Origin of the sequence: Nocardioides sp. (assembly GCF_034670285.1) — a bacterium.
Classification (GTDB): domain Bacteria; phylum Actinomycetota; class Actinomycetes; order Propionibacteriales; family Nocardioidaceae; genus Nocardioides.
The window spans coordinates 1-5,172 of sequence record NZ_JAXMNS010000279.1 but is presented as its reverse complement, the minus strand read 5'-3'; the positions used below and the strand labels follow the sequence as shown (position 1 = coordinate 5,172).

Here is a 5,172-nt window from a genome sequence, read left to right as displayed (position 1 = left end):
GGAGCCGTCGACGACGGTGCCGTCGGTGGCGATCTTCTCGCCGGGGCGTACGACGAAGGTGTCGCCGACGACCAGGCTGCTGATCGGCACGCGCGTCTCGACGCCGTCGCGCACGACCGCGACGTCCTTGGCCCCGAGGTCGAGCAGTGCTCGCAACGCAGCGCCGGCGCGCCCCTTGGCGCGGTGCTCGAGGTAGCGACCGACCAGCAGGAACGTCGTCACCCCGGCGGCGGCCTCGAGGTAGATGTTGTCGGAGCCGTCGCTGCGGGCGACGCTCAGCTCGAAGGTGTGCTGCATGCCGATCATCCCGGCGGAGCCGAAGAACAGCGCGTAGAGCGACCAGCCGAAGGCGGCCAGGGTGCCCATCGTGATGAGGGTGTCCATCGTCGTCGCACCGTGGCGCAGGTTGGTCCACGTGGCCCGGTGGAACGGCAGTCCGCCCCACACCACCACGGGGGTCGTGAGGACCAGCGAGATCCACTGCCACCCGTCGACCTGGAGCGCCGGCACCATGGCCATCGCGATCACCGGCACGCTGAGCACCGCCGAGACGATCATGCGCGTGCGCAGCGACACCCCGCCTCCGGCGTCCGGGTCGCGCTCGACGTCGGGCAGCGGTACGGCGGCGGCGTACCCCGCGGCGGCGACCGTCGCCAGCAACGTGTCGGTCGTGACCGAGTCGTCGTAGGTGACGCTGGCCTTCTCGGTGGCGTAGTTGACGCTGGCCTCGACACCGTCGAGCTTGTTGAGCTTGCGCTGGATGCGGTTGGCGCACGAGGCGCACGTCATCCCGGTGATCGCGAGCTCGACCTCGTGGGAGGTCACGTCGGGGGCGCTCATGCCAGCTGGTAGCCGGCCTCCTCGACGGCGGCGCGGACGGCGTCGTCGTCGAGCGGCTCGACGCTCGTGACGCTCACGGCGCCCGTGGGGAGGTCGACGGCCACGTCGGTGACGCCCGCCAGCTCGGTGATCTCCTCGGTGACCGAGGCAACGCAGTGCCCGCACGTCATGCCGTTGACGGTGTAGCTCTGGACTGTCATGAGTTCTCCTGGGTGATCTGGTGGGTAGAGGGTGTGGTCTTCACGAACGCACGAGACGTGCGATTGCCTCGGACGCCTCCTTGAGCTTGATCTCGGCCTCCGACCCGCCGGTCCTGGCAGCGTCGAGCACGCAGTGGCTCATGTGCTCGTCGACAAGGCCGAGGGCGACGGCCTGGAGCGCCTTGGTCACCGCCGAGACCTGGGTGAGGATGTCGATGCAGTACTTCTCCTGGTCGATCATCCGCTCGATGCCCTTCACCTGACCCTCGATGCGACGCATGCGGCGCAGGTAGTCGTCCTTGCGGGTCAGGTAGCCCGGCGGCGTCTCATGGTCCATAGCAACACCGTACCCCCCTAGGGTAGTCGATTCAACCACTCCGCCCCGTCACACGACTCACCACGAACCAGGCAGGATGGTCCGGTGACTGCCCTGACTTCCACGCCCGCCGTGACCCCCGGCACCCAGCTGACCTTCGCCCACGGACCGAGCTGGGCCAACCGCTTCGCCCTGGCACCGCTCACCAACACCCAGAGCCACGCCGACGGCACGCTCTCCGACGACGAGTACCGCTGGCTCGAGGCCCGCGGCCGCGGCGGAATGGGTCTCACGATGACCTGTGCGGCGTTCGTGTCACCGGCCGGTCAGGCGTGGCCCGGACAGCTCGGCGTCGCCTCCGACGACCACCTGCCGGGACTCACGCGTCTGGCCGACGGCCTGCGCGCCACCGGCACGACGTCCTCGGTGCAGCTGCACCACGGCGGCCGCCGCGCCGACCCGGCCCTCAGCGGCCGGCCCAACCAGTGTCCGTGGGACGACCCGAAGACCAACTCGGTCGCGATGACCACCGAGGAGATCCAGGACAGCGTCGCCGACTTCGTGGCTGCCGCGGTGCGCGCCGAGGAGGCCGGCTTCGACGGCGCCGAGATCCACGGCGCTCACGGCTACCTGGCCTGCCAGTTCCTCGACGCCCGCAACAACCACCGCACCGACCAGTACGGCGGCTCGGCCACCAACCGGATGCGGTTCCTGGTCGAGGTCGTCGACGGCATCCGCGCCGCGACCGGTCCCGACTTCCAGCTCGGCCTGCGCCTGACCCCCGAGGGCAGCGGGATGACGCTCGCCGACGGCGTCGAGGTGGCCGCGACGATGCTCGCGGCCCAGACCCTCGACTACATCGACATGTCGCTGTGGGACGTCTTCATGCACCCGCGCGGCGAGACCGGCGACGACGACCGCCTCCTCATCGAGCACTTCACCTCCCTCGAGCGAGGCGAGACCCGCCTCGGGGTGGCCGGCAAGGTGCTCTCGGCCTCCGACGCCGCCTGGTGCCTCGAGAAGGGCGCCGACTTCGTCAGCGTCGGGATCGGCGCGATCCTGCACCACGACTTCGCCTCCTCCGCGGTCGCCGACGCCGGCTTCGTCGCGATGTCGCGTCCGGTCACCCGCGAGCACCTCGTCGCCGAGTGCGTCTCGCCGACGTTCATCGACTACCTCTCGGGCGGGTGGGACGACCTCATCGAGTGACCTGCCGGTCGTCGACATCTCGAAACGCCGGTGGCTCGCTGCGCTCGCTCCCCGGCTACTCGATGACCAGGGTGGTCGTCGAGTAGCCGACCACGAGCGAAGCGAGGAGTCGGCGTATCGAGACGCCCCACCCACCTCACCCACATCTCGATACGCCGGTGGCTCGCTGCGCTCGCTCCCCGGCTACTCGATGACCAGGGTGGTCAGCGGCGCAGGTGCTTCAGCGCACTCTGCGCCGCCCGGTAGCCGCACATGCCGTGGACGCCGGCGCCGGGCGGCGTCGAGGCCGAGCAGAGATACATCCCGGGAACGCCGGTGTCGTAGGGGTCCGCGGTCAAGGCAGGACGCGCGATCAGCTGCGGCAGCGAATTCGAGCCGGCCGCGATGTCGCCGCCGACGTAGTTGGCGTTGTAGCTCTCGTAGTCGGCCGGCGTCATCACGCTCGTGCTGACCACCCGGTCGCGGAAGCCCGGGGCGTAGCGCTCGATCTCGTCGAGGACGGCGCCGGTCGCGTCGCCGGCGTAGCCGTTCGGCACGTGGGCGTAGGCCCAGATCGGGTGCAGGTCGCCGGCCGAGCGGGTCGGGTCGGCAAGGTACTGCTGGCCTACGAGGATGAACGGCCGCTCGGGCATCCGTCCCGCGACGACGTCGCGCTCGGCCTGCACGACCACGTCGGGCGAGCCGCCGACGTGCACGGTGCCGGCCTTGCGGGCCTCCGGCGCCGTCCACGGCACACCGTCGCGCACGGCGATGTCGACCTTGAAGGCGGCGGGGCCGTACTTCCAGGAGCGGTAGGCCTTGCCGAGCCGACTCGGCGCCAGGTCACCGACGATGTCGGCGAAGCCGGTCGGCGTGGTGTCGAAGAGCGTGACATCCGCGGCGGGCAGGTCGGTTACCGAGGAGACCCGGTGGTCGAGCACGATCGAGCCCCCGAGCTCGCCGAGCAGGCTCGCCAGCGCGGTGGTGATCGCCTGCGAGCCGCCCTGCGCTGCCGGCCAGCCGTGGACGTGCCCGGCGGCGATCATCATCGCGCCGACGGCGGCGGAGGCCGGGCGGTTGAGCGGCCGGTAGACGTGGGCGGCACAGCCGAGGAAGAGCGCCTGCGCCTGCGGGGTCTTGAACGTCTTCGCCAGGACCGTCGCGGGCAGCCCGGCTCGGAGCCCGAACTGTGCGAGCTTGATCGGGTGCTTCGGCACGCTGAGCAGCGGACCGAGGATGTCGTCGGCAAGCTGCGGAAAGGCTGCCTCGAGCGGGCCGAAGACCTGGCGCCACCGTCGTCCGTCGACCCCGAGGCCGGCCGCGGTCTGGACGACGTCGCCGGCGAGCACGCCCACGCTCCCGTCCTCGAGGGGGTGTGCCACGTCGATCTCGGGCCAGACCCAGCGCAGGCCGTGCTCGGCGAGGGGCAGCGTGCGCAGGTAGGGCGAGGCCACGCCGAAGGGGTGGATCGCCGAGCAGACGTCGTGCAGCACACCCGGCTCGGTGAGCTCGGCGGTGCGGGTGCCACCGCCGATCTCGGAGGCCGCCTCCAGCACCGTGACCGAGACGCCTTGCTGGGCCAGGGCCACCGCTGCAGCGAGCCCGTTGGGGCCGGAACCGACGACGACGGCCGTACGACGCGTGCTCATCACCCCAACCTACTGGGCCACCGGCAAACAACCAGAGGGCGTCGAACTGTGGCGCAGGCCACACGAGTGCGCTAATTTGACGCGTGCCAATTCCCGCACCGAGCTGGAGGACGACGACATGACCACCACCCCGATCACCACCTGGGGCACGATCGATGGCCGGGAGATCACCTTCCCGATGGCCGTCGACGACTTCAACTCCGCCACGCTCGGCTTCAGCGTTCCCGCCGACGCAGCCGCCGCGCTGCTGCCGGGCGACGCCTTCGAGATCGCCGAGATCGGGCCGGGCACGGCCCAGCTGATCATCAGCATCGTCGACTACCGGCAGAACCCGTGGGGCGACTACAACGAGGTCAACCTCGGCTTCCTGGCCCGCCCGGCCGGCGCCCCGGAGGACGTCATGGGCTCCTTCGTCTACCGGATGCCCGTCGACCAGGAGTTCACCTGCAAGGCCGGCAACGAGGTGATGGGCTTCCCCAAGGTCGTCGTCGGCATCGACGCGACCTACACCGACTCGCACGTGACCTTCGAGCTGCGCGACGGCGACGACGTCGCCCTGACCGTCACCGTGCCGCGCGCCCCGGCCCTCAGCGAGGCGACCCGGATCGACGCCGTCAGCTACTCCTACCTCGACGGCGTGCCGCAGGCGACGCCGCTCGGGATGGACCTCGCCTCGGGCTTCATCGAGGCCGACCAGGTCGACCTCACCCTCGGCACCGGACCGATCGCCGACGAGCTCCGCACCCTCGGGCTGCCCAAGCCCGCGGACTTCGCCACGTGGGGCGAGGGCCTCTCAGCCGTCTTCCAGCTCGGCACGGCCCTGTGACGGAGCAGTCCGGGCCGACGAACCACCTGGCCGGCCGGACCGTCGTCGTCACCGGTGCCGCCGGCGGCTTCGGTCGAGAGCTGGCCGTGCGCGCCGCCGCGCGCGGCGCCAACGTCGGCGCCTGCGACATCGCCGGCGATGCCCTGACCGACC

Annotated in this window: 6 protein-coding genes; 2 read left to right on the top strand and 4 right to left on the bottom strand. The window is 71.0% G+C overall.

Going from position 1 to position 5,172, the window contains the following annotated elements:
* The 3 genes from VOI19_RS13760 to VOI19_RS13750 form a co-directional block, all read right to left on the bottom strand.
* Positions 1–840, bottom strand: an 840-nt coding sequence (locus VOI19_RS13760; protein ID WP_323793531.1) for a cation transporter, incomplete at its 3' end; no start/stop codon positions are given.
* Positions 837–1,040, bottom strand: a complete 204-nt coding sequence (locus VOI19_RS13755) for a heavy-metal-associated domain-containing protein (RefSeq protein WP_323793530.1) — start codon at positions 1,038–1,040, stop codon at positions 837–839. The genes VOI19_RS13755 and VOI19_RS13760, both read right to left, overlap by 4 nt.
* A 40-nt stretch (positions 1,041–1,080) precedes the next feature.
* Positions 1,081–1,377, bottom strand: coding sequence for a metal-sensitive transcriptional regulator (locus VOI19_RS13750; protein WP_323793529.1), 297 nt, complete (start codon positions 1,375–1,377; stop codon positions 1,081–1,083).
* 84 nt (positions 1,378–1,461) lie between these two features.
* On the opposite strand from VOI19_RS13750, the gene VOI19_RS13745 reads away from it, so the two are divergent.
* Positions 1,462–2,565: an NADH:flavin oxidoreductase gene (locus VOI19_RS13745; protein ID WP_323793528.1), complete on the top strand. Its 1,104-nt coding sequence runs from the start codon at positions 1,462–1,464 to the stop codon at positions 2,563–2,565.
* Positions 2,566–2,768: 203 nt separating this feature from the next.
* Here the strand turns inward: VOI19_RS13745 and VOI19_RS13740 are convergent, their stop codons facing one another.
* Positions 2,769–4,193: an NAD(P)/FAD-dependent oxidoreductase gene (locus tag VOI19_RS13740; protein ID WP_323793527.1), complete on the bottom strand. Its 1,425-nt coding sequence runs from the start codon at positions 4,191–4,193 to the stop codon at positions 2,769–2,771.
* 118 nt (positions 4,194–4,311) lie between these two features.
* On the opposite strand from VOI19_RS13740, the gene VOI19_RS13735 reads away from it, so the two are divergent.
* Positions 4,312–5,019: an acetoacetate decarboxylase family protein gene (locus tag VOI19_RS13735; protein ID WP_323793526.1), complete on the top strand. Its 708-nt coding sequence runs from the start codon at positions 4,312–4,314 to the stop codon at positions 5,017–5,019.
* The last annotated feature ends 153 nt before the right edge of the window (positions 5,020–5,172 follow it).

What these genes read in the sequence shown, in the direction of transcription:
- VOI19_RS13750 (WP_323793529.1), bottom strand. Translation starts at nt 1,377, where the DNA reads ATGGACCATGAGACGCCGCCGGGCTACCTGACCCGCAAGGACGACTAC.
- VOI19_RS13735 (WP_323793526.1), top strand. Translation starts at nt 4,312, where the DNA reads ATGACCACCACCCCGATCACCACCTGGGGCACGATCGATGGCCGGGAG.
- VOI19_RS13755 (WP_323793530.1), bottom strand. Translation starts at nt 1,040, where the DNA reads ATGACAGTCCAGAGCTACACCGTCAACGGCATGACGTGCGGGCACTGC.
- VOI19_RS13740 (WP_323793527.1), bottom strand. Translation starts at nt 4,193, where the DNA reads ATGAGCACGCGTCGTACGGCCGTCGTCGTCGGTTCCGGCCCCAACGGG.